At 62.9% G+C, this 26988-nt stretch carries 24 protein-coding genes; 9 read left to right on the forward strand and 15 right to left on the reverse strand.

Annotated elements, in window-relative coordinates; translation table 11 throughout:
• Positions 1-250 precede the first annotated feature (250 nt).
• A complete protein-coding gene (locus tag LB558_RS29550; protein ID WP_224700725.1) occupies positions 251-1873 on the forward strand; it encodes a tetratricopeptide repeat-containing sulfotransferase family protein in 1623 nt (540 codons plus the stop codon).
• A gap of 145 nt (positions 1874-2018) precedes the next feature.
• On the opposite strand, the gene LB558_RS29555 is transcribed toward LB558_RS29550, so the two are convergent.
• Both LB558_RS29555 and LB558_RS29560 read right to left on the reverse strand, forming a co-directional pair.
• Positions 2019-2372, reverse strand: coding sequence for a DUF1428 domain-containing protein (locus tag LB558_RS29555; protein ID WP_224700726.1), 354 nt, complete (start codon positions 2370-2372; stop codon positions 2019-2021).
• Positions 2373-2446: 74 nt separating this feature from the next.
• On the reverse strand, positions 2447-2875 hold the full coding sequence (locus LB558_RS29560) for a VOC family protein (RefSeq protein WP_013530024.1): 429 nt from the start codon (positions 2873-2875) through the stop codon (positions 2447-2449).
• A gap of 236 nt (positions 2876-3111) precedes the next feature.
• On the opposite strand from LB558_RS29560, the gene LB558_RS29565 reads away from it, so the two are divergent.
• Complete coding sequence (locus LB558_RS29565; RefSeq protein ID WP_224700727.1) at positions 3112-3726, forward strand: glutathione S-transferase family protein; 615 nt, start codon at positions 3112-3114, stop codon at positions 3724-3726.
• A gap of 12 nt (positions 3727-3738) precedes the next feature.
• Here LB558_RS29565 and LB558_RS29570 read toward each other — a convergent pair whose 3' ends face one another.
• The 7 genes from LB558_RS29570 to LB558_RS29600 form a co-directional block, all read right to left on the reverse strand.
• Positions 3739-3912 (reverse strand): hypothetical protein, encoded by a 174-nt coding sequence (locus tag LB558_RS29570; protein ID WP_224700728.1) that lies wholly within the window; start codon positions 3910-3912, stop codon positions 3739-3741.
• Between the two features lie 135 nt (positions 3913-4047).
• Positions 4048-4356: a HigA family addiction module antitoxin gene (locus LB558_RS29575; RefSeq protein WP_224700729.1), complete on the reverse strand. Its 309-nt coding sequence runs from the start codon at positions 4354-4356 to the stop codon at positions 4048-4050.
• Between the two features lie 27 nt (positions 4357-4383).
• Entirely contained in the window at positions 4384-4662 is a 279-nt protein-coding gene (locus LB558_RS29580; RefSeq protein ID WP_224700730.1) for a type II toxin-antitoxin system RelE/ParE family toxin, read from the reverse strand.
• Between the two features lie 88 nt (positions 4663-4750).
• A complete protein-coding gene (locus tag LB558_RS29585) occupies positions 4751-6277 on the reverse strand; it encodes an ABC-F family ATP-binding cassette domain-containing protein (protein ID WP_224700731.1) in 1527 nt (508 codons plus the stop codon).
• Between the two features lie 333 nt (positions 6278-6610).
• On the reverse strand, positions 6611-9697 hold the full coding sequence (gene uvrB / locus LB558_RS29590; RefSeq protein WP_224700732.1) for an excinuclease ABC subunit UvrB: 3087 nt from the start codon (positions 9695-9697) through the stop codon (positions 6611-6613).
• Between the two features lie 128 nt (positions 9698-9825).
• Positions 9826-11430, reverse strand: a complete 1605-nt coding sequence (locus LB558_RS29595) for a tlde1 domain-containing protein (RefSeq protein WP_224700733.1) — start codon at positions 11428-11430, stop codon at positions 9826-9828.
• 435 nt (positions 11431-11865) lie between these two features.
• Positions 11866-13131: a hypothetical protein gene (locus LB558_RS29600; RefSeq protein WP_224700734.1), complete on the reverse strand. Its 1266-nt coding sequence runs from the start codon at positions 13129-13131 to the stop codon at positions 11866-11868.
• Positions 13132-13238: 107 nt separating this feature from the next.
• Between LB558_RS29600 and LB558_RS29605 the strand changes: the two genes are divergently transcribed.
• The 6 genes from LB558_RS29605 (at position 13239) to LB558_RS29630 (ending at position 19092) form a co-directional block, all read left to right on the forward strand.
• On the forward strand, positions 13239-14297 hold the full coding sequence (locus LB558_RS29605; RefSeq protein ID WP_224700735.1) for a CapA family protein: 1059 nt from the start codon (positions 13239-13241) through the stop codon (positions 14295-14297).
• Between the two features lie 84 nt (positions 14298-14381).
• The gene (locus LB558_RS29610) at positions 14382-15332 is read left to right on the forward strand and encodes a hypothetical protein (RefSeq protein ID WP_224700736.1); all 951 of its coding nucleotides are present in this window, start codon (positions 14382-14384) and stop codon (positions 15330-15332) included.
• A gap of 387 nt (positions 15333-15719) precedes the next feature.
• Positions 15720-15962, forward strand: coding sequence for a DUF1344 domain-containing protein (locus tag LB558_RS29615; protein WP_013530037.1), 243 nt, complete (start codon positions 15720-15722; stop codon positions 15960-15962).
• A gap of 233 nt (positions 15963-16195) precedes the next feature.
• Positions 16196-17818 carry an FAD-binding oxidoreductase gene (locus LB558_RS29620; RefSeq protein ID WP_224700737.1) on the forward strand — a complete coding sequence of 541 codons (1623 nt, stop codon included), beginning with the start codon at positions 16196-16198 and terminating at the stop codon, positions 17816-17818.
• A gap of 15 nt (positions 17819-17833) precedes the next feature.
• Positions 17834-18466, forward strand: a complete 633-nt coding sequence (locus tag LB558_RS29625) for a hypothetical protein (RefSeq protein WP_224700738.1) — start codon at positions 17834-17836, stop codon at positions 18464-18466.
• A 95-nt stretch (positions 18467-18561) separates the two neighbouring features.
• A complete protein-coding gene (locus LB558_RS29630) occupies positions 18562-19092 on the forward strand; it encodes a dihydrofolate reductase family protein (protein WP_224700739.1) in 531 nt (176 codons plus the stop codon).
• 72 nt (positions 19093-19164) lie between these two features.
• Here LB558_RS29630 and LB558_RS29635 read toward each other — a convergent pair whose 3' ends face one another.
• From LB558_RS29635 to LB558_RS29645, 3 genes are all read right to left on the reverse strand, one after another.
• Positions 19165-19686, reverse strand: a complete 522-nt coding sequence (locus LB558_RS29635; RefSeq protein WP_224700740.1) for a hypothetical protein — start codon at positions 19684-19686, stop codon at positions 19165-19167.
• Positions 19687-19904: 218 nt separating this feature from the next.
• Positions 19905-21035, reverse strand: coding sequence for a hypothetical protein (locus LB558_RS29640; protein ID WP_224700741.1), 1131 nt, complete (start codon positions 21033-21035; stop codon positions 19905-19907).
• A 6-nt stretch (positions 21036-21041) separates the two neighbouring features.
• The gene (locus tag LB558_RS29645; protein WP_224700742.1) at positions 21042-21476 is read right to left on the reverse strand and encodes a DUF4383 domain-containing protein; all 435 of its coding nucleotides are present in this window, start codon (positions 21474-21476) and stop codon (positions 21042-21044) included.
• 739 nt (positions 21477-22215) lie between these two features.
• Here LB558_RS29645 and LB558_RS29650 point away from each other — a divergent pair.
• Positions 22216-23154: a diacylglycerol kinase family lipid kinase gene (locus LB558_RS29650; protein WP_318011680.1), complete on the forward strand. Its 939-nt coding sequence runs from the start codon at positions 22216-22218 to the stop codon at positions 23152-23154.
• A gap of 80 nt (positions 23155-23234) precedes the next feature.
• Here the strand turns inward: LB558_RS29650 and LB558_RS29655 are convergent, their stop codons facing one another.
• Genes LB558_RS29655 through LB558_RS29665 form a run of 3 tightly spaced genes read right to left on the reverse strand, consistent with a single transcriptional unit; the run spans position 23235 to position 26976 of the window.
• The gene (locus tag LB558_RS29655; protein ID WP_224700744.1) at positions 23235-24152 is read right to left on the reverse strand and encodes an NAD(P)-dependent oxidoreductase; all 918 of its coding nucleotides are present in this window, start codon (positions 24150-24152) and stop codon (positions 23235-23237) included.
• On the reverse strand, positions 24149-25363 hold the full coding sequence (locus LB558_RS29660) for a mandelate racemase/muconate lactonizing enzyme family protein (protein WP_224700745.1): 1215 nt from the start codon (positions 25361-25363) through the stop codon (positions 24149-24151). Before LB558_RS29660 ends, LB558_RS29655 begins: the two co-directional genes overlap by 4 nt.
• The gene (locus LB558_RS29665; protein ID WP_224700746.1) at positions 25360-26976 is read right to left on the reverse strand and encodes a GMC family oxidoreductase; all 1617 of its coding nucleotides are present in this window, start codon (positions 26974-26976) and stop codon (positions 25360-25362) included. Before LB558_RS29665 ends, LB558_RS29660 begins: the two co-directional genes overlap by 4 nt.
• Positions 26977-26988: the final 12 nt, after the last annotated feature.

A 26988-nucleotide genomic window follows, 5' to 3' on the forward strand; every position in this document is an offset into this window, starting at 1 on the left:
CCCAGCCTCCGTTCGCTGAAGATCAAACCGGACAACTCACGTGCTACCTAATCCGGACAACTCGTGTGCTTACGACAGACAGCAAGCGAAGCCTTGAACCTGCGGCCCGGATGGCCTAGATCGCCACAGGCGGATAAAACACGGCAGGTTTCCCATCAACAGAGATCAAAGACGAGCGGCGGGTGCGGGAACCAGGTCTGGCGCGGGCGGACAGCCGCCGCTGGGCCTCGACCAGTATGTGCAGCAGGCGTTGCAACTGCATCAGGCCGGGCGCCGGCAAGAGGCTGAGACGATCTACCGGCAGGTGCTGGCGCGTCAGCCCAAGCACGCGGCCGCGGCGCATTTCCTGGGACTGCTGCTGCACCAGACCGGGCGCAGCGAAGAAGGGCTGGACCTCATCGAACTGTCGGTGAGCCTGCAGCCGACGAATCCCGATTTCCTCAACAATTTCGGTACGGTGATGCGCGACCTCGGCCGCCCTGCTGCGGCCATCGATTTCTTCCGCGGCGCGGTGGATCTGCGGCCGGACCAGCTCGCGGCGCGCGACAATCTCGGCTCATCGCTGAAACAGGTCGGTCAGTTCGAAGAGGCCGAAGAGATTTATCGCGGCACGGTTGCACGCAATCCATTTCATGTGCGCGCCCGTATCGGGCTTGCCGAAACCCTGCAGGAAGCCGGGCGGCTGGATGAGGCGCTGGCTGCCTTCCGCGAAGCGCTGACGATCCGGCCCAAGGATGCCGACCTGCTGCACGGGCTTGGCGTCGGGTTGATGGAAAAGGGCAAGCTCGACGAGGCGGCCGACCTGTTCCGGCAGGCGTTGGCGATCAACCCCGCCATGGCCACAGCCTGGCTGATGCTGACGCAGGTCAAGCGCCAGAAGGAGCGCGACAGCGAGCTTGGGGGCATGGAAGCCCAGCATGCCAAGGCGCCGCAGGACAGCCTGGCACGCATGCAGCTGTCCTTCGGACTCGGCAAGGCGAATGACGATCTCAGGGATTATGGCCGGGCCTTCGACTATTTCGCCGAAGGCAATGCGATCCGCCGCAAAGGCATCGACTACGACCAGGCCAGGACGCGGGCCGAGTTCGAGGCAATGAAGGCCACCTTCGATGCCGGCTTCTTCGAGAAGCACAGGCCCAGCTCAATCAGCGACGACACGCCGATCTTCGTCGTCGGCATGCCGCGTTCGGGCACGACGCTGGTCGAGCAGATCATTGCCAGCCATCCGCAGGTCTATGGCGCAGGCGAGCTCAGCATCTTGAAGAAGGCGGTCGGCAGGCAGTTCCCGGCGACCATGCCGGGTGGCTTCCCATGGGGCATATCGGATACGAGCGATTCGGATTTTGCCGAGGCAGGCCAAGCCTATCTCGACATGCTGCATGCCCGCTATCCGAACATGCGCCACGTCACCGACAAAATGCCGGGCAACTTCCTGCTTGTCGGCTTCATCCACATGATGATGCCGAAGGCCAGGATCATCCACTGCGCGCGCGATGCGGCGGCCACTTGCCTGTCGATCTACAAGGTGCATTTCCGCGGTGACAGCCATCGCTATGGCTACGATCTCGGCGAGCTCGCCGACTTCCACAATCTCTACACCGACATCATGAAGCATTGGCACACGGTGCTGCCGGGCGTCGTGCACGATGTACGCTACGAGGATTTTGTCGCCGACCAGGAAGGTCAGACGCGGGCCCTGATCGCCCATGTCGGCCTGCCCTGGGACGATGCGGCTCTATCGTTCCACGAGACGGACCGGCCAGTGCGCACGGCGTCGGCCGCACAGGTGCGCCAGCCGATGTATCAGGGGTCGGTCGATCTGTGGAAGCGCTATGGAGACCGGCTCAAGCCGCTGCTGGACAGGCTGGATTAGCGCAACGCTATCTAGCTGATCGTGGCCTCGGAGATTGGCCTAAGCACCCGCGTCGTCATCCTAGGGTCTTTGCGACGGAGCTTCGCTCCTGCTTCGCCGTAGGATGACGAAGCTGAGGGGCTTCTGCTAATCTGCTGCCGGCTGCTCAAAGCTCCATGAATGGCTTAAAGCCGCCGAAGATCATGCGCTTCATATCGAACGGCATGGCCCCCCAATCGGGCGTCAAGCGCGGGTCGGCCATCACCTTGGCCATGACGGCATCGCGGCTCTCACGCGATTCGTAGACGGCCCAGGAGAAGACGACGATCTCGTCGTCCTTGGCCTGCACCGCGCGCGGGAACGAAGTGATCTCGCCATAAGGCACGTCGTCGCCGATACATTCGACATAGGCGAGCGCGCCGTGTTCCATCCATATAGGGCCTGCGAGGTTGGCCAGCCTCTTGTAATCATCGAGATTTGCCTTGGGCACGGCAAGCACGAAGCCATCGACATAGGACATTTCGGGTCTCCTCCTGAAGTTCAAAGGACCTCACCGGCGCCAACCGGTGAGGGGCTTGGACCATTGGCGGCAGATCAGGCTTTCTTCACCGGCGCGTTCATCGCCCACTCGACGCCGAACGGGTCGCGCATATTGCCCCACTGATCACCCCAGAACATGATTTGGAGCGGCACAGCGACTTCGCAGCCGGCATCGACGGCGCGCTTCCACCAGGCTTCGATGTCGTCGCTGCCGAGGTGGAGCTGCATGGTGTAACCCTGCGGCTTGACGGCCGGCATGCCGTTTTCCGGATAGAAGTCGGAGAGCATCAGCGTCGAGCCGTTGATGTGGAGGTGGATGTGCATGGTGCGGCCTTTTTCGTCCGCCGGATAGGCAAAGACCTGCTCGGCACCAAAGGCCTTCTTGTAGAATTCGGCAGCCTTGAAGGCGCCATCCAGCTGCAGATAGGGGGTCAATCCGCCGAGCACTTTGGCCGCGGGCTGAACGGGGGTCTGATCAGTCATTTGTTGTTCCTCTTTGCGTTTGGCCTTGCGAGCCACAGGACGGATGAGGTGACGGCGATCCTACATGGCCGGGAAGATTTTTTTGGCCGACCGGCGCTGGATAAGCCACGCGGCCGGCAGCTGAACGAGGCGTGAAACGAACTTGCGTCGGCGGCCCCCAATCAGAGCGCAATTCTCGCTGCTCGCAGGCTAGAAGAGATGGATCACCCGAACGCCTCTTCAACCCCGGGACGACAATGATCCTCTACTATCAGACCCATTCACCCTTCGCGCGCAAGGCGCTCGTCTTCGCCCATGAGGTTGGCATTGCCGATCGGCTGGAGGTCATTCATCACGAGACCAGTCCGACCTTGCGCAATGCTCGCGTCTATGCCGAAAATCCGCTCGGCAAGGTGCCGGTGCTGTTGCGGCCCGACGCGCCACCGATCTTCGATTCCGATGTCATCTGCGCCTATCTCGACACGCTGCATCATGGCCGCAAGCTGCTGCCGCAGGACGGCGAGGCGCGCTGGCAGGCATTGCGGCTGCAGTCGGTCGCCCAGGGCCTGGCGCAGACAGGGATAGCGTTGCGCTGGGAGACGGAAAGGAGACCCGAACAGCTGCGTTTCAGTGCTCTCGCCGACGGATGCCGGGAAAAGATCGAGGCGACCTACGACTGGATCGAGAGCACGCTGGACGACGAGGCGCCGCTCCATATCGGCCACATTGCCTTGGCCACCACGCTGTCCTGGATGGCGTTTCGTCACCTTCCGCCTTTTCGCTCACGGGCGCGGCTGACGCGCTGGTTCGAGGCTTTCGAAAAACGCGTATCGATGCAGGCGACGCCGCTTTCAGGCGATACGCATGACTGACTGGCGCCTCGGTCAGGGTGCTCTGCGGATACGAAGGCCATTTTCCACGTCGGTCACGATTTCCGGCCAGCCGATGTCCTTGCGCAATTCGATCGGCAGCGAAAGCAGGACGCGCTCGCTGCGATGGCGGGTGCGGGCTTGCATGTAGCGCGTGGTGAGGCGGCCTATGGATGACAGGGTGAACATGATGCTTTGTCCTCAGTTGAAGCCGGCATCATCGTGTCGGCATCCCAAGGACGTGGTGCGTGGCGGTCATCCGACAGGCCGTCGAAAATTATTGCTGGCAGCGTTTGATATCTCGCAAGCGCCGCCGAGCTGCGCCTACGCGACCTTGAGCGTCGGGATAGCTGAAACATCGACTTCACGCTCTGCGTGCCAAGCATCGAAAGCCGCCTGCATTCGAAGCCAGATCGCGGCTCCGTCGCCGAACAGCTTCCCAAGGCGGGCGGCCACAGCAGGCGAAACCGGCTTCTTTTCACGGATAATGTCATAGAGCTGCTGCCGGGAGATCCCGAGCAGATTTGCAATTTCCACCTTGGTCTTTCCAGTTGCCGGGATAATGTCCTCAAGCAGCGCTCCCGGGTGGGAGGGACAACGCTCAATAGGACGCGTCGGCTCGTGCAGGGTCATAAGTCGAACTTCTCCAATCTGGCCGCCTTAGTGATATTGCTCGAAATCGACGCGGGCGGCGTCCTTGCCGTCGAACTCGAATGTAATGCACCACGGGCCGTTGACGTGGACCGTGTAACGGATGGGATCGAAGCCTTTCAGCTGATGGAAATCGAAGCCGGGGAGGTTCATTTCCTCCGGCTTCTCTGAAGCTTCCAGGCGGTCAAGCCGGACAAGAATGCGCTTGTGCATCTTGGCGTCGACCTTGCCGGTCTTTCCGGTTTGAAAGAGGTCCAGCAGCGCCTTGTTCTTGAAGGACTTGATCATTGATGCATGTAAACAGATTGCTTACAAAAAACAAGAGCCTGTAAGCAAATAATTTACACACTCAGTCGACCTTCATGATGCGTTGGCCTCATCCAGCCTCCTCGGCCACCGAGCGGAAGAACTCCTCGGGGTCTTCGACTTCGGTGAGCCTCCGCTTCTCTATCAGCCAGAAGCGGTTGCCGATGGCGCGGATGAAGGAGCGATCGTGCGAGGCGAGAACGCAGCTTGCCTGATGCGCCAGCAGTTCCGCCTCCAGCGCTTCCTGACCGTCAATGTCGAGATGGTTGGTCGGCTCGTCCAGCAGATAGAAGTTGGGATTGGCGAGCCGGAGCGCCAGCATCATCAGCCGCGCCCTCTGGCCGCCGGACAGCACGCCGATCTTTTTCTCCTGCATCTCGATGACCACACCGGCGCCAGCGAGCAGCGAGCGGGCGCGCTGCTCGCCGACATCGTAACGGCGTGAGACCATCGCCAGCGGCGTGTCATTGCCGCTGATGCCCGACAGCGCCTGGTCGCTGTAGCCGAGCACGGTCGAAGGCGTCACCTTCACATTCTGCACCGTGTCCGGTTCGATGATGGCATTGCGGATCAGGGTGACGAAGCGCGACTTGCCGACGCCATTGCGGCCGAACAGGACGATGCGGTCGCCCTGGCAGATGTGGCGCTTGCCGGTCCGAAACAGCAGCGTGCCGTCGGGCGTTTCGACAGCCGCATCGTCGAGCGTGATCAGCACCTTGGCGTGGGTGCCGCGGTTGGCCAGTTTTATGGCTCCCGCCGACTTTTCGCGATGCGCCGGGTTCGCCGCCTCTTCCAGTCTTTCCGCGCGCTGGTTGAGCTGCTTGGTCTTGACCGTCAGCAGATCGCTGCCCGAATTGATGCCGATGTTGTTGAGCTTGGCCGCCTGCCGGCGCAATTGCTGCGCCACCTTCATGTCGCGCTGGAACTTGCGCTCCGTCGAAGCATCGACGTCGTCGAGCGCCTGCCTGGCGCGGGAGTAGGGGAGCGCAAACACCGGCGACTGCTCCGGGCGCAGGAACAGCGTCCGGTTGGTGGTGGCGTCGAGGAAGGCGCGGTCGTGGCTGGCGATCACGACGGGCACCTCGCGCGGCAGCATGTTCAGCCAGGTCTCAAGCTGGCTGATGCGGGCGAGGTCGAGATGGTTGGTCGGCTCATCGAGCAGCAGCACGTCCGGATCGGTGACCCAGACGCGGGCGATCAGCGCCAGCCGCTGCCAGCCGCCGCTCAGCGCCTGCATTTGCCGCTCGCGCATCGGCTCCGGCACGTCGAGCGAATCGAGAACCACGTCGACGCGCCACAGCTCGCTGTCGGCCTGCTCGGCCGGCAAGGCATCCGCCACCACCTCGTGGAACGTCCGGCTGAGAAGGGCCGGGGCGACGGATTGTTCGACGTGACCGACGCGCAGGCCGCGCGTGCGGGTGATGTCACCCGAGGTCGGCTCCATCTCGCCGGTCAGGCATTTCAGCAAGGTCGACTTGCCGCGGCCATTGGCGGCGACAATGCCAAGCCGGTCGCCGGTGCCGATGGTGAGGTCGAGATTGGCAAACAGCGGCGCACTCATGGTGACGCCGAGGGATTTGAGGCTGATCAGGGCCATTCTTGATTTCTCTGGTCTTGCCGGAGACAACTCCGGATGCACTTTGACGGTGCGCGTGCCGGCCATCAGGCTCGGCGTTGCAACACCACGAAGGGCAGACCAAAAAATCGAAGCGGGAAAAACCCGGACCGTCCCTGGTCAGCCCTGCAAGCAAGCTCGCAGGGCAGAAATCGGGCCACGCTGACGATGGTGACGAAAAAACGTAAACACGTGAGCCCTCCTTTCAAGACAAGACGTTGAGTGTGCGGAGTGGTTACACCAAAGGTAGGGTTGGTGGCAAGTGGAGCGCTGACAGTGGAGTACCTCCCTTCTCCCAAGGGAGAAGGGAAAGCTCTACTTCCCGGGGCGTCCCGTCTTGCCCGGCCGCCGCTTTTCGCGACGCGCATCGCCCGGATCCTCGTAGGAACCAATACCGGCACGCTCGCGCTTGACCGGCTTGTCGCCCTCGATCGGTGTCTCGGTCCGCCGCACGGTCATCTCATCCAGCGAGTTCTTCTTGAACAGCGGCTTGACCGGCTCGCCGGGAATGCCGAAATCGGAGCCATGTGCCTCTTCGGCCGACTGTTTCTTGAACAGCGAGCGCGACACCGCGCCGGCCGGCGTCGGCATGTCGGTGCCTGGGCCCATATCGTCAATCGAGGGTTTCGAAAACAGCGGCTTTTTCACCGGGACAGTGCCGTCGGCGCCCATCTCGTCGAGATCAGGCTTGCGGAAGAGGTTGGGCCGGGCAGCCTTGGCCGCCTCTTCGGCGGCACGGGCTGCGTCGAGCTTGCGAAAACGCTCCTGCTCCTCTGCTGTCCGATGTTTGGCCACGCCCTTGTTGTGCTTGCCCTTTTCGCGGCCGGAGGCCGGGCTTTCCATGTCGGCGTATTTGGCCAGCGGGTCTTCGGAGATGGACAATTCCATCTCACGCAGGCGCTTGATCTCGTCGCGGATGCGGGCCGCCTTCTCGAAGTCGAGATTGGCCGCGGCATCGCGCATCTGCTTTTCCATCGCGTCGAGATGGGCCTTGAGGTTGTTGCCCATCATGGCGCCGGCACTGTCGGTGAACTGCGAGATGTCGGCGCGGACGTGGTCCTTCTCGTAGACGGAATCCAGAATGTCGGAGATGCGCGACTTGACCGACTCCGGGGTGATGCCGTTGGCCTCGTTCCACTCCACCTGCTTTTCGCGGCGGCGGTTGGTTTCGGCCATCGCCCGTTCCATCGAGCCGGTCACCTGGTCGGCATAGAGGATGACCTTGCCGTCGACGTTTCTGGCGGCGCGGCCGATGGTCTGGATCAGCGAGGTTTCCGAGCGCAGAAAACCTTCCTTGTCGGCATCGAGAATGGCGACGAAGCCGCATTCGGGAATGTCGAGGCCTTCGCGCAGAAGATTGATCCCGACCAGCACGTCGAAGGCGCCGAGGCGCAAATCGCGCAGGATCTCGATGCGCTCCAGCGTGTCGATGTCGGAGTGCATGTAGCGGACCCGGATGCCTTGCTCGTGCAGATACTCGGTCAGGTCCTCGGCCATACGTTTGGTCAACACCGTGACCAGCGTGCGGTAGCCGGCCTTGGTGGTGTCGCGGATCTCGCCGACGACATCGTCGACCTGGTTCTTGGCCGGCCGCACTTCGACCGGCGGGTCGATCAGGCCGGTCGGACGGATGACCTGCTCGGCGAAGACGCCACCGGCCTGTTCCATCTCCCAGGCGCCAGGGGTCGCCGAGACCGCGACCGAAAGCGGACGCATGGCATCCCATTCTTCGAAGCGCAGCGGCCGGTTGTCCATGCAGGACGGCAAACGGAAGCCGTATTCGGCCAGCGTCGCCTTGCGGCGAAAGTCGCCTCGATACATGCCGCCGATCTGCGGCACGGTGACATGGCTTTCGTCGATGAACACCAGCGCGTTGTCGGGAATGTACTCAAACAGCGTCGGTGGCGGATCACCCGGCTGGCGGCCGGTGAGATAACGTGAATAGTTCTCGATGCCGGCGCAGGAGCCGGTGGCCTCCAGCATTTCGAGGTCGAAGCGGCAGCGCTGTTCCAGCCGCTGCGCTTCAAGCAGGCGGCCGGCGCGTTCGAGTTCGACCAGCCGGTGCTTGAGCTCTTCCTTGATCGACTTGATCGCCTGGTTCAGCGTCGGGCGCGGCGTCACATAGTGCGAATTGGCGTAGATCTTGACGCTTTTCAGCTCGCCGGTCTTCTGGCCGGTCAGTGGGTCGAACTCCGTGATCTGCTCGATCTCGTCGCCGAACATCGAAATGCGCCAGGCGCGGTCTTCCAGGTGAGCCGGAAAGATCTCGATCGTGTCGCCGCGCACGCGAAACGAGCCGCGGACGAAGTTGATGTCCTGCCGCTTGTACTGCTGGGCAACGAGATCGGCGAGCAAAGCGCGCTGGTCGAGCCGGTCGCCGATCTGCATCTGGAAGGTCATCGCCGTATAGGTTTCGACCGAGCCGATACCGTAGATGCAGGACACCGAGGCGACGATGATGACGTCGTCGCGCTCGAGCAGCGAACGTGTCGCCGAATGGCGCATGCGGTCGATCTGCTCGTTGATCGAGGATTCCTTCTCGATGAAGGTGTCGGTGCGCGGGACGTAGGCTTCCGGCTGGTAATAGTCGTAATAGGAGACGAAATACTCGACAGCGTTTTCCGGGAAGAATTTCTTGAACTCGGAATAGAGCTGCGCCGCCAGCGTCTTGTTCGGCGCCAGGATCAAGGCAGGGCGCTGCGTCTCCTCGATCACCTTGGCCATGGTGAAGGTTTTTCCGGAGCCGGTGACGCCGAGCAGCACTTGGGTGCGGTCGTTGTTGTCGACGCCTTCGACCAGATCCTTGATGGCGGTCGGCTGATCGCCGGCCGGCTCGAAATCCGACACCATCTTGATGGCAATGCCGCCTTCGGATTTTTCGGGGCGGGCAGGGCGGTGCGGTGTCCACAGCACGCCGTCCTTGTGCAGCGGATTGCCGGATTCGATCAGCGCCGACAGTGCCGCCACCGTCGCAGTGACGCTGCCCGAAGCCATGGTCTCGGCGTCTTCCAGCGAGATGTCGAGGCCGGCGACCGGATTGAGGCCGGCGGCGGTGCGCTCCCTGGCTGACGCCGCGCCACCCATCGAGGTGCCGCGCGAACTGCGTCCCGGCGAGCTTGAGCGCTCGGGTATCTTCTTCGACGGCTTCGGCGATTTGCCACGGTCGCCCTTGCCGACAAGACGTCCTTCGTTTTCGGCTTCCTGCTCGATCTGCTCGGCCCAATCCGCGATCGAACCGGTCAGCGGCGAGCCAGAGAGCTCCGGCTGGGGCATCTCGGCGAAGCCGCCTTTGTGCAGCGGCTCCGAAGCGTCCAGGAAATCGGTCAGCGGGCTGCGCCGCTTCGGCGCGGCGCGGTCGTCATTCGCCGTCGGCGGCGTTTTCTGATCGGGAGATTTGGCCATGTCCCGAATATGGGATTTCCTGGCCAAAATGGAAAGAGCGCGGTGGGGAGAGGCGTGCCGGACAGCGCTGCTCCTGACAGAAGGCTGTCAGGAGCAGGCGGGAAGGTACGCCCGAAAGCCTCCTGTCGCTACACGCCCCTGGCGGCTGATGCGACCTGCGTCGCCGACCCGTTCAGGCGCGGCACCACGACGAGGCGTTTGATCTTGCCCTTCTTGAAGGCGGCGAGAAAACGCGCATAGTCCTTGAAGGCGACGCAGCCGCTCGACTGGGCGTAGCGTCCCCGAAGCAGGTAAGTATGAGCCAGCAGGCCGTCTCGATTGTATTTGTTGCGGCCATCGACCGGTGTCAGGCGCAAGGCCTCCACTCCGTGAAAGCGCGACTCGCGCATCGACAGATTGTAAGTATTGGGCGGCGTCGGCCCGCGGTTCTTCTGGTCGGCATAACGCGGCTGGTCCGCCATGGCGCCGATGCCTGAATGCGCCTCGAGCCTCGATCCGTCAGGCATGTAGACGGTCGCGCTGCTGATGTCGTACACGGCGACGCCATTGCCGGCTCCGCTCCTGGCGCCTGGCGAGTTGAACAGGTTCCTGAACGCCTTGCCAAGGCCGCCCGAAGGCGTGTCGGGCTTGGCATAGGCCAAAACGTCACCGCCATCGGCCGGCCGGCCTTGCCGCGTCGGTTTTGCCGGCTGGGCCTGCTGGACCGTCTCGCGCGCCGGCTTCGGCTGCTGAACGGATTTGGGCTGCTGAACGGACTTAGGCTCCTGCTGGACGATTTTGGGCTGCGGCGCGTCGAATTGCGGGCGGCGGGTCGGCAACGGCACGTCGTCGGTCAGCGCGTCCGGCAGCGAGGCGGTATCGCCGGGTTGATCCTGCTGGGTTTCGACGGGTGAAACCGCGACATCGGCTGACGATTCCTCGATCGGCAGCGGTGAGGCGAACGCCTCGTCGTCGGCCGGCAGCGACTGCACCAGAGCAAGCGCCAACTGCGAATTGTCTGGCGTATCGGATTGGGCAAAACCCATCGGTTGCGGTGCGGTCTGCACGACCGCCGAGCCGGTATCCAGCCGGGCGAAACGTTCGGCCGCCGGCGCCGGCATGTCATCTGACAGGCTGGCCATCACCTGGACGGATGGCACCAGCGACGCCTCGGCAATTCGCGGTGCGACGGTGGAGATCATCGGGCGAGTGTTGGCACTGGCGGCAGGCTTTCCGGCGTCGGCAAAGGCTGCGGCCAGCTTCATCGGCGAAAGCGACGCTTCCATGCGTTCGAAGCGCTCCTGAGCCTTCGACTTCACAGGGGCAGGCATCGGCTTTACCTGCGCTACAAGGCGTTCGGATTTTTCCGCCTGCGAGCTTACCCTGGCCAGCTTGAAACAGCTGGCACCGCACTGCACCGAATGATCATGCAGGGCCTGAGTGCCGCCATTGGCATTGGCCAGCACGAAGGGTGCTTTCAAGAAGTGCTGTTTCAGCGGATCGGTAAGTGCGAGCGATCCCGGCATGGACAGCGTCTGGGGCAGGCCAACCGAAGTCGCCGACAGCGAGGCGCCGACGGAACTGAGGCCGGCCATGGTGCCGATCAGCCAAAGGCCGATGGCGGTGCTGGCGCAGGGCAGCGCGACCCAGCGGATCACCCGGCCAGCATTGAAGGAAGAGGAACGCCGGGCATCGACCAACTCGCCGCCCTCACGCAGTTCCCGGATTTTTTTTTGTGTACTCAACAACGCCATGCAACCAATCTCGCTTCAATCGGTTTCCCCGTACGTGGCCTTGAGAGCCGCGACGACCATTCTGTGAGTGATCCCAGGTGGTCCCCGACGCGTTTGCCGCGTCTGTAGTTGGTTGCCGATTGCTTCAAAATATGGACAAAGTTGGTTAATCAATCCCTCTCAAAACCAACGACGAGACATGAATTTGGGCCAAATCAGGCTTCGTTCACGGCCAGGAAAGTGGTGTTGTCGCCCTTCCGACGTCGTTTTGCTGCCCGTTTTTAACGGACGAGTCAAGCAAAACAGCCATTGCTAATTTCTACGCAACGCCTTCCCGCGGCATATGCAGCGAACCGACTGCCGGCAGAAACTGCTTAAAAGGCGCGTGTTTCCGGTAAAATTGTTGCCGGCCATGCTGCGATTCTCGCGGGGAAGGCGGCCTCAAACAGCCCACCCTCAATTGAACCAAAGCGCAAACGTCAAAAACCCGCCGCCGCCGAACTGGCGCTGGATCTGGTCGAAATCGCCGCTGGTCGCGAGCTCGCCACTTTCGAGGTAGGGCGCGATGGCCGGGCCGGTGATCGACAGCACGAGATCGAAATTTTTCGGATCATCGAAGAAGCGCTTCATGTTGATGCCAAGGCCAGTACTGGCGGTGACGCGGAAATGCGGCAGCAGCTTGCGGCCTTCCAGGAGATCCTCGGCCATGGTCAGGGCGGCGAGCCAGGCCTGGACCTGCTCCTCGCCCACTTCGAGGCCGGTGAGCGGGTTCTCGCCCTTCTGCTGCGGTCCAGGCAGCCATTCGCGGTCATTGTCGGTCTCGGCGCGGATCGCCTTCCAGTCCTCGCGTGACAGCCGGATCATTTCCAGCAGGTGGCGGCGCGCTGCTTGCCGGCGCTCCGGTTCGATCACCGGCCAGTTGATGAGATGCACCATCGAGATGAAATCGGCGATGCGCCATTCCGAGGAGAAGATGCTCGAGCCCATCTCGCCGGCCGGCGGCACCAGAATATCCTGCAGCGGCAATTTGGCGCGCGGGAACAGCATGTGGAACGAGCCGTCGAAGGTGCTCCTGAAATCATGCGCCAGCCAGAAATCGGCCTGCGCCATCAGGAATTCGGCATAGCCCTGCAGCCAGTAGCCGTCAGCGCGGTCGAAACGGAAGGTGAGCGTGGGAACGGCGTCGTCCGATGTAATGCCGCCGCGTGACAACGCGGCGATGATCGCCGCCATGCTTTCGTCCGGCGCGATGGTGCCGTCCTCGTTGAGGTCGATGCCAGTATGGGTGAGGTCGATGACCATGCCGATATCGGCGTCTGCCGGCACCGACGCAAACGTGGCGGCGGATTTTTCCAGCCGGTCGCGGAAGCCGACCAAGATGGCGCGGAACTGCTCATAGGTCAGCGGCTCCGGGTTGGGATTGTCAGGCACCGGCAGCCGCATCAGCGGCAGCATGAAGGATTGCGGGCTCTCGAAGCCATGGCGGTGCAGGCCGCTGGCCAGGATCTCCAATGCGGTGAAGAACTCGCCGGCGCCGGCGGCATAGGCTGATGCCGGGTCTTTTGGCGCCGCGGCCTCCAGCGTCGAGAGAGCGGTGTCGCGCACGGCCACGGTCTTCGCCTTAAACAGTGCGGTTGCCGCTTCCGGCATTGCCGCCGAAGCGGAGGACAGCGGCAGGAGCAGAATGAAAGCGGACGTCAGCAGGCCTGCCAGTCGTGTCATCTCTTCCCCCCAATATTTGTCGCGCAGCGCAAATATACATCATTTGCAGCGCCGCGCTTCAACCCGTCCGGCGGACGGTCTACACAGGGCAAAACAATGGGCATCGCGTGTCGAATTATCCGTTTTCCTACAAGCTGTCCTGGCTGCCGCGTTTCCTGAAGCCGTCGCTGGCCGGCGACGCACGAGACTTTGCGCCGATGGCGGGAACGCTGGTGGATCCGCCGCCGAAGCAGGCGGTGCGGCTTGCCTTTGTCGGCGACATCTCGGCGGTGGCCAACCACAGCGCGCCGGACTGCGGTCCGGCGATCAAGGCGCTGCTCGGCGCTGCCGATCTGGTGATCGGCAATTGCGAAAGCCCTGTTGTGGACAGACCAAGCGCGGCGCTGGGCACAAGGCTCGGCACGCATCATGCCATGAGCGAGTCGTTTCTGGCCGAGGCGCTGGCGGCGGTCGGTATCGCGCGCGAAAAGCTCGTGCTGTCGCTGGCCAACAACCATATGCTGGATCAGGGCGTCGCCGGTTTCGACGAGACGATCGCGGCGCTGCTGCGGCTCGGCATCCGCATGATCGGCCTGGCCGCCGATGGTCCTGTGGTGCCGGTCCAGGTTGGACCGCTTGATATTGGCTTCGCCGCCTTCACGCTGTGGCGCAACGCCGATGAAAAACTGTTTGCCGGGCGCGTTTCGATGGGCAGCGATCCGGCGGGCTGGCCGCGCCCTGGCTTGGACCTTCTCTGCGCCGTGCCGCATTGGGACTGGGAGTTCCGACATTTTCCGCGCGACGGGACGCGAGCACTGGCCAGGCGGCTGGCCGGGGAGGGCGTCGGGCTGATCGCCGGCCATCACGCCCATGTCGTTCAACCGACGGAAAAGATCGACAGGACGATCGTCGCCTATGGGCTCGGCGATTTCCTCGGTACCGCCTTTGCCCGCCAGCCATGGCCGGGTCGCATCGGTTCTATCCTCATTGTCGATGTCAGTGCCGATGCCGGTACGCGCGGCACGATCTCGTCTTACCGGATGCATCCCTTCATGCGCCTGCGCGCCGGCAACCACGAGCGGCTGGTGTTGGTGGAGGCATTGGAGAGCCGAATGCGAGACAAGGTCGAAGGGCGACTGAAAGCGGTCTTCCCTTCTCCACCAACCGATGAAGGCGTCCCCGCTTAAACGTCTGGCGGCCCTTGCAAAACCAACTATCATGCTGCCGCAGAGGCAGGATTGCGGGGGGTAGCGGTGGAAACAGCGGATTTCATGCCGAGCGAAACGGTCATCGCCGGCATCCGGAAAGACATCGAGGCCTATGAAGCGGCAAGGGCGTCGGCGGTCCGGCAGGTGCGCTGGCGGGTGCCGGTGTTCGTCGGCCTGGTGCTGGTGGCCGTGGTGCTGGTCGCCTGGCTGTTCAACAAGGTTGCCGACCCCAACGAGCAATGGGTCTCTACGCCGCATGTATTTCTCTATGTGATCGGCTTCGCGGCGTCGATCCTGCTCTATTTCCAAGCCAGGAAACCGGCGACGCGGCTGCAGCAATCGTTCCGCGAGACGCTGCTGCCGATCATATTCGGCTTCATCGCCGACATGCGCTACCAGCATGGCGTGACGCCGAATTCCTTCGACCGGTTGCCGCGCACGGCGGTTGGTCCGTTCAACCGGCAGGCGTTCGACGACATCGTCGCGGGCCGCTACGAAGGGTTTCCGTTCGAGCTGTACGAGGCGCATCTGCGGGAAGGCTCGGGCAAGGGCTCGTCGACCGCCTTCCAGGGCGTCATCGTCGGTTTCGAGACCATCGCGCCGTTTCCCGGCATATTGGTGGCGACGCGGCGGACCAACGCGGTGATCAGCTTCTTTCGCGGCATGTTCGCCAGCAAGCTGCAAGAGCTATCCAGCGGCGATGCGTTGCTCGATGCCGCCTACGAGTTCCGCACCGACAATCTCGGAGCGGCACAGCCACTGGTGAGCGGCCGGCTGGCGCAGGCACTGAAATGGCTTGGCGAAACCTGGCCGGACGATCCGGCCCGTGTCGCGCTCAATGGCAGCGATGGGTTCCTGCTGTTGCCGCAGACGAAGAACTTCTTCGAGCTGCCGGATATTTCGGTGCCGCTAGACTACAGCAGGCATGTCGCGCCGATGATATCAGACATGGGCGCGATGCTGGCGACGGCGGCACTTGTGCGCAAGATCGGCGCGAAGGACGAGGCGGGCTGAGCCGTCAGCCGTCGAAGCCGTATTTGTCGTGCCTATAGTCCGCCTCTGACTCATGAAACAAAACTTGTATCGACGATCGGTCAGCAGGCTGTTTCGTGATGCCGCCCGAGATGGATTGCAGCGGCCGCGTGGCAATCCAAAGCTGCCGTCACAATCGGCTAAGCGACTCTTTTGGCGGACAGAAGTGCGCTCTTGGGGAGCCGAAGCGGCTTGAAATGATGTCGGCGGTAAGCAATATGTCGGAATTAAGCCCATGATATTGTTTGCGAAAATTCACCCAACGTGATTTGCGGAGGGAGAGCTTTCCGTTCCAGTTTCAGGCCGTCCGGTGCTGTCGTTTCCCAAGGCGGCGGTCCGGAAAAGTGAAACAGCACGGAGTGCTTACCAATGAAGAAGACCCTCGCAACCACCGCCGCTCTGCTCGCCTTCCTCGGCACCGCCTATGCCGCGACCGTTCAGGGCACCATCCAGGCCGTCGACCCGACGACCAAGTCGATCACCCTCGACGACGGCAAGATCTACCAGCTGTCGCCGGAGGCGACGATCGGGAAACTGAAGGTCGGCGCCAAGGTGGCGGTGACTGTCGATGACAAGACCGGCATCGTGACGTCGATCAAGAAGGCCTCGTAGGGCGAGAGCATCGTGCGTCGGCAGGCCTGCCGACCGGATTTTTCAAACCCTGTTCCACTCATGGCCGGTCCCTCCGGGGATCGGCCATTTTCATCCGTCGCCTCTCGATGTCGGACGACCTGGCCAAGGTCTCCCGGCTGGACCCCAGGGCCGGCCGGCGGAACGCTGTCCGGCGGCATCGCTATGGTTTTTGCCAAAAAGCCGCGCTATCCCTTGGCCAACGGGGGATATTCATGGCCGACGAACGAAAAGGGTTTCGCCTGTCGCGGCGATTGCTGCTGGGTGCGGCTGTCGTCGGCGGCGCGGTGCTGTGGGGCGGCAACACGGTGGCGCGGCTGGCACTCGGACCTTCGGGGCCCAAGAATGCCGGACGGATAGCCGATATTGACGGGTTCGCGCTGCCTCTGAAGCCGCTGGACAATGCTCCGGCCTTCGATGCGTCGCTGCCCTGGTCGGCAAAAGGCGGTGACGTCAACGATGCCAGCGGCCTGTCGATGACGCCGGTCTACGGCGTGGTCGAGGTCAGCGCGGACGAGCACGTCGCCAACGCGCTGGCCTTCGCGCGTGCCAATGGCCTGAAAGTCTCGCTGGCCGCCATTCGCCATTCGATGGGCGGCCATGCCTTCGACGACAACGCGCTGGTGCTCGACCTCAGAAAGTTCAACAAGGTGACCGTGGATGCGGCGGCGAAGACCATGACCTTGCAGCCGGGCGCGTGCTGGCACGACATCCAGAACCTTCTGCACCCGCACTTCGCGGTGAAGGCGATGCAGTCGACCGACATCTTCTCGGTCGGCGGCTCGCTGTCGGTCAATGCGCATGGCATGGACCATCAGGCGGGTTCGGTGGCGGGTTCGATCCGCTCGATGCGGGTGATGCTGGCCGACGGTTCGGTGACGACCTGCTCGCCGACCGAAAACACCGATTTGTTCCGGCACGTCGTCGGCGGCTACGGCCTGTTCGGCGTGGTGCTGGAGGCGACGCTCGATATCGTCGACAACGCCGTCTACCGCACCTCGCGCGAAATCATCAGATCGGACGATTTTCCGAAATTCTTCGCCGAGGTGCTGGAGCCGAACAAGGATATCGGCCTGTTCTACGGCCATCTGTCGACGGCGCCGGGCAATTTCCTCGAAGACATGATCGTCTACCGTTACGACAAGGTGGCGGAGCAGCCGCCGGCCGATCAGCCAGCGATTGGTGGGCCGGGATCGGTCGGATTGAAGCGGGTGATCATCAACCTGGCGAAATGGGGCAGCCTGTTCCAGGAACTGAAGTGGTTCACCGAAAAGACGCTGGAGCCGAAATTCGAAAGCTGCACGGTGGCGCGCACCTCAGCGATGGCCGAGGGCGAGGCCTGTCTCGTCACCCGCAACAACCCGATGCACGATTCGGTGCCCTATCTCTTCAACGATCAGATGGAAGAGACCGACATCCTGCACGAATATTTTATTCCACGTGCCGCCTATGTCGAATTCATCGCGGAAGCGCGCGAGATCCTGCGCAACCAGACGCTGCCGGTGCTCAACGCCTCGGTGCGCATCGTCCACAAGGAGGATGTGGCGCTGACCTACGCGCCGGAGCCGGCCTATTCGCTGGTGCTCTACATCAACCAGCCGACCGATGCCGACGGCAATGCCAGGATGCGGGCGCTGACGCGGGCGCTGATCGACGTGACGATCAAGCATGGCGGCCGCTTCTTCTTGCCTTACCAGCTGCATTATACGGCCAGGGAGTTGCTGGCCTCCTATCCTGAACTGCCGGCCTTCCTGGCGGCGAAGCGGCAGTATGACCCTACGGAACTGTTTTCCTCGACCTTCTACCGTGCCATCAAGGCGCTGAGCGGGGTGGCGTAGACGTTAGGAGACTTCATGCGCAAGGTATCAGCCGCGGCACTCATCCTCATCGGGCTGTGCGCTGGTCCTGCGGGAGCCGAGGATCTCAAGGCCTTCAAGCTGACCATCGACGGTGTGACGGTCGATATCGATCCCGGCGAGAGCGCTGATGTGACGCTGCCCGGCGGCAAGCAGAGCAAGGTGATGCTCGAGCGCAACGACTTCGCTACCTTTTCCGGCAGTGATTTTTCCTTCGTTCACCCCAGCAGCATTTCGGTGACCAAGACCGATCTCGGCGATGATATCACGCAGTATCTGATGGCGTCGGCTCTCGGCACGATCGTCGTCGTGCAGGAATATGGCACGATGAATCCGGTGTCGCTCAACCAGTTGATGCTGCAGGAAATGACCAAGGAATCGGTGCAGGCCGGCGCCAAGCTGACGCAGGAGCCGACGACGCGCAAACTCGCCGACGGCAAGGAATTGACCGGCATCCGCGCCGAGGTGAAGACACGCACCGACATCGCCGATTTCGAGATCGTCGGCTTCGGCCTGGCCGATCGGGGGCTGCTGTTCATCACCCGCGTTGCCGGCGAGGATGCAGCGACCGAAAAGCCGCTTATCGACAAGTTCTGGCAGAGCCTGAAAGTCAAGTTGCAGCGGGACTAGGGTCGTGTCCCGGTTTGGATTTCGGTTGGGGTCCACACTTTTGCGTAACGGCGGCTCAAGTTATTCTGACGATCCTGAATTGGAGGTCCTGCAGCATGGCGAAGCTCATTTTCAGAATGAACCAGTCACTCGACGGCTATGTCGACCACCAGAGAATGCCGTCAGGCCCGACGATCTTTCGTCACTGGATAGAGCAAGTGCGCAATTTGAGCGGCAGTGTTTACGGTCGCGGCATGTACGAGGTCATGCGTTATTGGGACGAAGACAGTCCTGAATGGAGCGCGGAGGCGCACGAATTCGCGGCGGCGTGGCGGAGCCAACCGAAGTGGGTTGTGTCGCGCTCGCTGAAGTCGGTCGGCCCCAACGCCACACTTGTTGGGGACGACGTCGAGGCGGTGATAGGTCGGTTGAAGGCTGAGCTCGTCGGGGAGATTTCAGTTTCTGGACCAAACCTGGCACGAAGCCTGACCGACCTTGGTCTTGTCGATGCGTACCAACTCTACCTCCATCCGTTCGTGCTTGGTCATGGCAAGCCATTCTTCGCCGGCCCCCGGCCGCCACTTCGCTTTGTGGCCAGCGATTTGATCGGCGATGACGTGATCAGGTTGACCTATGTGCCTGCCTGATCTCGGAGAACCGGTGCGACGATAGGATGCCGCGCTTGCATGTTGCGGTCGTCAAACCGAGAGCAGGCGGGACTACAGCCCCTTCGGCATCAATCCCGCCAGCCAGTTTACGGAGCGTTTCGCGGCGTCGGCGGTCGCCGAGGCGGTGCGGCCGAGATCGGTCTTGACCACGGCGTAGCCGTTCTTGGTGCGATAGAGCACACCGGTTCCGCCATCGACCACCTGTTCATAGGCGACGGGCCGGGCGGCATCGGCTTCCATGGCCGTCGTCGGCGAACCGACCGAGACGCTCGGCCGGTGGCTCAATTCCGGCGGCAGCGGGCTTTCGGTTCTGACGACTCGGCTGACGGGCTTCAATTCCGGGCGCGATGCGGTCGCGGCCAGTTGCGAGGAGGACGACGAACCCTTCGTGCGGCAAATGCCGGAGACGAGCGGGTAGTTGAAATTGCGCTCGTGCAGCATCTGGCTTTTCATCGCGGCTTCGCACTCGGCGACGGTCGACCATTTGGCCGGCGTCTCGCCGATATATTCGCAAAGCTTGGCGTCGCAGTCGCAGCCGACGATGGTCATGGCGACAAGGGCGGTCTTGATCACGGTCTTGTCCCTTCGAGATGCCCCCCGGCAGCCCATTCAGGTGCATGTCGTTGTCTCAAAACCGGTTTCCACCCTCCGGTCGAGCCCGTGGGCATGCTTTTGGGCGACATGCAAATATTCTTTCGCGCGCGAACAAGGCGGGATTTGGCCGCGATTGTGGAATGGGCGTGGCGGAGCGCTCGAAATGCATAATCCTGGCCCGGCGTGGCCGAAAGGCCTCAGTAATCGTAGATGTGTTCGAGCCTGGCGCCTGACTTGATCAGCGCCGGCAGGACGAGGTGCAGCCTTCGCACGGCGACGACCATGCCGGTGCGGCGCGTCGCGGGCTCTGCCGGCAGCGGATAGCTGAACAGGATGCGCATGCCTTGAGGGACGGCGATCGTGTCGGTGGAGAGCACGGTGGCCATGATCTCGTCATTGCCGCCGATCTCGACGAAAGAGACGCCCTTGTCGATCAGGCGCGGGATCATTTCGGTGAACACCTGATAGCGCTGGGTGACGAAGATGGCCCCATCGGCGCCCATGTCGCGTTCGAGCAACGTGTCTGGCTCGTTGCGGGTGGCTTCTCCGACTGGCCCCTTGGCCCAGACATGGATGTCGAGCAAGGCAGGGTCCATCGTGGCGGCGAGGGCCTTTTTGATCAGGTCGGCATAGCCCTGCTTGATGGTGTCGGCGAGGCCGAACGCCAGCTTGCGTTCGCTGGTGCGGAAGGAACTGTCACCCGGCGCCGGCTGCACGGCAAACAGGCCGGCGCGCTTTTCGGCATAGGGGAACTGATACCACGGCACCTGGTCGAGAAACCCTGCATAGTCCGCCGCCACCTTGGCCTGATAGATGTCGGCGGCGGTGCGCTTGCCTGCGGCGGCCTCGGTGATGCGGCCGACCGTGTTCTCATAGGCCCACTGCAGGATATGCTCGATCGAGTGGCTGGTGCCGATGATGACCAGCATCTGGTGGTTGGCGTAGTTGAACTTGTAGGGAGAACTGGCGCGGATCACCATGGCGTAGTCCTGCCAGAAGCGGCCGACATAGGACCAGTAGGGGAAGCCGCTCGGCTGGTCGTTGTCGACGAAGCCGGCATATTCGCGCGCGGCGTAGACGATCGCCCATTCCGGATAGGTGAGAAAGGTCGATTCCGCCGGCCGCTGGTAGAAGGGTATCTCGGCGCGAACCTTGTCGGCCAGCGCTTTGGGCGGGGCGCCGTCGGCAATGCCAGGCAGCGGCGTCTTGTCGAGCGACGACGTCGTCAGGAAGCCATAGCTCAGCCCGGCGATCGGGATGAGGATGACGATGACGACCAGCCAGAGGATCGTCTTGATGATGCGCTTCAGCCAGCGAAACAGGAACATGCCCGATCAGGCCGTGGCGAAGTGGGCGTGTATCCGCTTCGCCAACCAGAAGCCGACATAGACGGCGACGCCGCCAATGACGATGTGCGGCAGGTTGGCGAAGAAGCGAGCGGGGAATTCGATGTCGTTGAGAGAGCGGAAGCCGTTGATGAAGATGCCGGCATCGAGGCAGCCGGAACCGGTGATCAGCCCGAGCACGCCGTCGAACAGGTAGACCGAACCGAACAGCTTGAAATAGAACACCGCCTGGCGGTGCGAGATGAAGGCGGCGGCCAGCGCCCAGACGCCGGAGAAGGCGTGCAGCAGGTCGTCATACCATTGCAGCGAGAACAGGCCGAACAGATTGCCGTCGGCATCGTTGAATGCCGGTATATAGCCGATGGCGACGACGCCGAAAAACAGGAAAGCATAGGCAACGGCAAGCTTCTGGATGAGCGTCATGAAGTATCCCCCTTCTACGAGCCCATTTGCAAACAGACTCTGACGACGCAGCGATACTAACCGATTTTAGCGCGTGGTGAAGCGGCGCTCGCAAGATCGCCGGCAAAGGGCATCGAGGGGGAGAAAAGACAGTCGGCGCCGGGATTTCTCCCAGCGCCTCCCTGTCAGATCAGGACACGTTCACGGCAGCAACTTCCGTAAAGTCGTCGCGCCTTGCCGGCCTTGATTTTGACGGTCCTGCCAGTCCGCCGCCCGAGAGCAGCGTCCGTTCGGGACCACGCCGGTCTCCACCCTTGCGAGCTTTGCCCTGCGCACCATCGAAGGTTTTTGCCGTCCTTCATGGCAGCATCGGTCCGCCGTCGGCGTTGGCACGCTTTCCGCGGCCCCGTAGGTCTCGACTCCGTCCCTCGAAACAGGCAAGCCTGCTCTCGCTTCGGGCCGTACGGGCCTCAGGAAATCCGCCTTTCACTTCGCCTTTCGGCTTGATGATCGGTAGCCGCCTGAGATGGGTTTAAGCTATGCCGGGTAAGGGTCCTGGGGAATGGCCTGAGGCCTGTGGATAACGGGATTATCGGGGATCGTTTGCCCCAAGCCTGGGAATCGAGCGCCGGCTGCTTTAGACAGCCCGCCCGCTTTTTTGCGTACGAGCCGACAGCGCCCCTTGCTCCGCCGGTGGGCGCGGGCTTCAATGCCGGCAAAGGATCGGACCTGCATGTCCGGCGCCGGGGAGGGCGGGTATTTGAAAGTCGGGGTGGTTCTCAATCCGATTGCCGGTGGCGGCCGGCTGAAACGGCATTGGCCTGATGTTGCCGCTTCGCTGAAAAAGTACTTCGGCGAATTCGAACTGCGCGAGACGCAGGCCGAAGGCGATGCCGAAAAGCTGGCGATCGATCTTGCGGCGAGCGGCTTCGATCTGGTGATTGCGGCCGGCGGTGACGGCACTGCCAGCGAAGTTGCCGACGGCCTGCTGCAGGCATTCCAGGAGACTGGCCGGACCACCGAGCTCGGCCTCTTGCCGTGCGGCACCGGCATCGATTTCGCGCGCGGGCTCGGCCTGCCGAAAGAGGTGGACGCGACGCTGAAGCGGATCGCCGAGGCCAAGGCTCGCAAGATCGATGCCGGGCGCATCTGCTACATCGACGATCACGGCGCGCTGGCCAGCCGGCACTTCATCAACATCGCCAGCCTCGGCCTCTCCGGCGCCACCGACCGCGCCGTCAATGCCGACAAGCGCAAAGGCAGGATGTCGGCCAAGGCGCTGTTCCTGTGGCGCACCGTGGTCGAGTTCATGCGCTACCGCTTCCAGGATGTCAGCATCACGGTCGACGACGGTGCGCCGGTCGAGGCGCGCATGGCGCTGGTGGCGGTGGCCAATGGAAAGTTCTTCGGTGGCGGCATGATGATCGCGCCGGACGCCGAACTGACCGACGGGCAGTTCGACATCGTCATCCTGCGCGCCGCCGGCAAGCTGAAGTTGATCTGGGACATCCGCCTGCTCTATGGCGGCCGGCACCGCAATCATCCAGCGATCACCATCCTGCGCGGCAGGAAAGTGGTGGTCGAACCGCTCGGCGATGCCGAGAAGAACGGCGCCCTGGTCGACGTAGACGGCGAGTCGCCGGGACGCATACCGGCGACCTTCGAGATCCTGCCGGGTGCATTGACGCTCAGATACTGAATCAAGCCGTTGACAGATTGATTCAGATGAATCCGCCGATCAATCCAACGCCCTGAAAACGCTTGATATTTTGGCTGGCGTCAGAGTTCCAGCTTGGCTGGGAAACCAGGCGCGCGCAGGTCCATATCGACGGCATCCTCGAGCAATTTAACGATCTGGGTGGACCATGCGCTGCCGCCATATTCCTGTTTGCCCATCTGAAAAATCTCACTCACAAGCGGCGCCAGTTGGAGTGGCAGTCTGAATTCCCTGCCCATCGCCAGCGCGAAGCCGAGGTCCTTCAGCGCCAGGTCCATGGTGAAGCCGATGTCGTAGGAGCCGTTGAGAATGAGTTGGCTTTCGGTCTCGTGGACGAAGCTGTTGCCCGAGGACGCAACGATGGCGTGGTAGGATTGGGCGAGGTCAAGACCGCCCTGTTTGGCCAGCATCAGCGCTTCGCCGGCGGCGACGAGATGGATGAACGCCAGCATGTTGGTGATCACCTTGATCACCGCCGCCGAGCCGACCGGTCCCATCAGGAAGGACTTCGCGCACATCGCTTCGATGGCCGGGCGATGACGCTCGTAGAGCGCTGGATCGCCGCCGACCAGTGCGGTGATTTTTCCGACCGCCGCCAGATGCACGCCACCGGTGACCGGGCATTCCAGTGTTTCGACGCCCCTGGCCGAGGCGAGGGCCGCGAGGCGGAGAATCTCGTCGCGTCCGTTGGTCGACATCTCGATCCAGCTGCCGCCCTCGGGCAGGCCCTCAAGCAATCCGCCGAGGCCGGCCAGCACCGCTTCGCTGACCTTGGGCGAGGGCAGGCACGTGATGGCGTTGCCGGCCCGCGCGGCGGCGTCGGCGGCGCTCTTCGCAGCCGTGGCGCCGAGCGCCACAAGGCGCTCGACGGCGGCGGGGTCGCGGTCGAAGACGGTGACGGCAAAGCCGTTGCGGATCAGGCTGACGGCAAGGTTGCCGCCGAGATGGCCAAGGCCGATGAAGGCGTAGCGTTCACTCACGGCATCAACGGCGTCTGCATCATCTGCAGATGCAGGTCCTTGCCCGTATAGGGGTGCGCGTCGCAGACCGCTTCGTCGAGTTCGACGCCGAGGCCGGGCTCCTTTGAGGGGATGACGTTGCCGTCCTGCCACTCGATCTTCTTCTTCAGCAGCATGGCGTGAAAACCGTCCCACTGCTTCAGCGATTCCAGGATGAGGAAATTGGGCAGCGTCACCGCCAGCTGGATGTTGGCCGCACCCACGATCGGTCCGCAATAGCAGTGCGGTGCGATCTGGATGTGGTAGGCCTCGGCCATGGCGGCGATCTTCTTGGTTTCGAGGATGCCGCCCGAGCGGCCGAGGTCCGGCTGCAGGATGGTCGCGGCGCGGTTCTCGATGACGCGGGCGAACTCGAACTTGGTCGTCAGCCGCTCGCCGGTGGCGATCGGGATCGAGGTGCCGCGGGCGACCTGCGCCATGACTTCGGGCATGTCAGGCGGCACGGGCTCCTCGAACCACAAGGGATCATAGGGTTCGATGGCGCGCGCCATGCGCAGAGCGCCCGACGCGGTGAACTGGCCGTGCGTGCCGAACAGGATGTCGGCGCGGGTGCCGACCGCCTCGCGGATCGCCTTGATCATGTGGGTGGAGACATCGATGTCGACGAGGCGCGGCTGATGGCCGTCGAAAGCGGTGTAGGGACCGGCCGGGTCGAGCTTGACGGCGTTGAAGCCCTGTTCGACATATTCGAGCGCGCAGGCGGCGGCGAGATCGGGGTCGTTGTAGACGTTCTTGCCGTCGGGCGCGTCCTCGGAATGGACGCTGCCGGTGTGCGGGTAGAGATAGGTGTAGGAGCGCAGCGTCTCCTGCACCTGGCCGCCGAGCAATTTGTAGACCGGCTTGTTGGCTTCCTTGCCGATGATGTCCCAGCAGGCCATTTCCAGCGCGGAGAAGCAGCCCATGCCCGACACATCGGGGCGCTGAGTGAAGCCAGACGAATAGGCGCGGCGGAAGAAGTTTTCGATGTCGTGCGGGTCGCGGCCGACGAGATAGCGCTCGGCCATGTCCTCGACCATCTTCGCCGTGACATGGGCGGAGAAGGTGGCGTTGTAGGCCTCGCCATAGCCGACCACGCCGCCATCGGTGGTCAGCTTGACGAAGATGAAATACTTGCCGCCGATGCCGGGCGGCGGGTTGCCGACAACCCAGGTCTTGACGTCGGTGATCTTCATTCTTGGTCCTCCAGAACCAGTTCGGCGCCCTTCCAACCGGTCATGATCGAGGCGGCGTTGGTGTTGCCGGTGATGTTGTCGGGAAAGATCGAGGCATCGATGACGCGCAAACCTTCGAGACCATGCACCCTGAGACGCGGGTCGACGACGGCGCGCGCGGGATCAGATCCCATGCGGCAGGTCGAGACCGGATGATAGACGGTGCCCGAGCGCTTCCTGAAATCCTGGACCAGATCGGCATCGGAGGTGATCGACGGTCCGGGCAGGACCTCTTCCTCGATGATCTCGGCCATGGCGGGCATCGAGGCGATCTTGCGCACGAATTTCACCGCCGCCAGCATCTCCTCGACATCGGCATTGGTGGAGTAGGCATTGGCTGTTATTTTGGGGTAGTCGCGCGGGTTGCTGGAGCGGATCATGATCTCGCCACGGCTCGACGGGCGGCAGTTGGATAGGCCGATGGAAAAGCCCGGCCATGGATCCGGCGTGAGGATCGGGCGCTCGCCGCTTTTGGGAATGACGGTCGAGAACGCCTGGAAATAGAGCTGCATGTTGGGCCGCGTCGCCGCCGGGTCGGTGCGGAAGAAGCCGCCGGCATTGTTCATCGACAGCGACAGCGGGCCCGAACGGGTGAGGATATATTGCATGCCGACCAGCAGCTTGCCCCACCAGGGACGCAGCGTCTGGTTGAGCGTCGGCAGCTTGCCCTTGAAGGTGTAGTTGATGCCGACATGATCCTGCAGATGCGCGCCGACATTCTCGTTGGCTTGGACGATCGGGATGCCCACGCCTTTGAGCAGGGCGGATGGGCCGACGCCGGACAGCTGCAGCAATTGCGGCGAGTTGACCGAGCCGCCCGACAAGATGATTTCGCGGCCGGCGCGCGCTGTCTTCGTCTCGCCGTTCTGCTGGTATTCGACGCCAACGGCACGCTTGCCCTCGAACAGGATTTTTGTCGCCAGCGCCTTCATCTCGACGCGGACGTTGGCGCGCTTCATTGCCGGGCGCAGGAAGGCGCGCGCCGCCGACATGCGGCGGCCGTTGCGGGTCGAGATCTGATAGACGCCGACGCCTTCCTGGGCAGCGCCGTTGAAATCCGGGTTGAGCGGCAGGCCGGCCTGCTGGCCGGCGGCGAGATACCGCCTGGTCAGCGGGTGGACGGCGTCCGAACAGTCGGTGACATGCAGCGGGCCGCCGACGCCGCGCCATGCGTTGCCGCCGGCCTGGTTGTCCTCGATCGCCTTGAAGGCGGGCAAGAGGTCATCATAACCCCAGCCGGGATTGCCGGCAGCGGCCCAAGCGTCGAAATCCTCGCGCGCGCCCCTGATCCAGACCATGGCGTTGATCGAACTCGAACCGCCGAGCAGCTTGCCGCGCGGCCAGTGGTCGGCATTGCCGGCGAGGCCGGGGTCCGGCTCGGCCTTGTAGTTCCAGTTGACCTCAGGATCGAAGAAGGTCTTGCCGTAGCCGAGCGGCATCTGCACGTAGAAACGGCGGTCGGTGCCGCCGGCTTCGAGCACCAGCACCGAGAAGCGCCCCGAGGCCGACAGCCTGTCAGCAAGGACCGAGCCGGCCGAGCCGGAGCCGACGATGATGAAATCATAGGTCTGCATGATTGAGATGGG

The sequence above is a fragment of the Mesorhizobium sp. CO1-1-8 genome (assembly GCF_020164875.1).
Taxonomy (GTDB): domain Bacteria; phylum Pseudomonadota; class Alphaproteobacteria; order Rhizobiales; family Rhizobiaceae; genus Mesorhizobium.